Consider the following 416-nt stretch of genomic DNA (forward strand, 5'->3'; position numbering starts at 1 on the left):
ATCCGTCGCCGATCCGCTCGGCTATTACGAGAACAACACCTGCAAGACCCGCACGCTGATCGAGACGGCCGTCCGCGAGGGCGTGCCGCATTTCATCTTCTCTTCCACCGCCGCCGTCTATGGCGGCGCCGGGCTGGAGCCGGTGCGCGAGGATGCCCGCCTGGCGCCGGAATCACCCTATGGCCTCTCCAAGCTGATGAGCGAATGGATGCTGCGCGACGCGGCGCTGGCGCACGACATCCGTTACACGGCGCTGCGCTATTTCAACGTCGCCGGCGCCGATCCAAAGGGCCGCACCGGACAGTCGACGCCCGGCGCCACGCATCTGATCAAGGTTGCCTGCGAGACCGCGCTCGGCAAGCGCCCCTTCATGCAGGTCTTCGGTACCGACTATCCGACGCCGGACGGCACCTGCA

Annotated in this window: 1 protein-coding gene; it reads left to right on the forward strand. The window is 66.8% G+C overall.

The genetic code is table 11. From position 1 onward, the window contains the following. Positions 1 to 416: NAD-dependent epimerase/dehydratase family protein (locus EOA27_RS40120; protein WP_145970977.1), on the forward strand; the 416-nt coding region annotated here is incomplete at both ends.

This window comes from Mesorhizobium sp. M2A.F.Ca.ET.037.01.1.1, from assembly GCF_003998075.1.
Classification (GTDB): domain Bacteria; phylum Pseudomonadota; class Alphaproteobacteria; order Rhizobiales; family Rhizobiaceae; genus Mesorhizobium.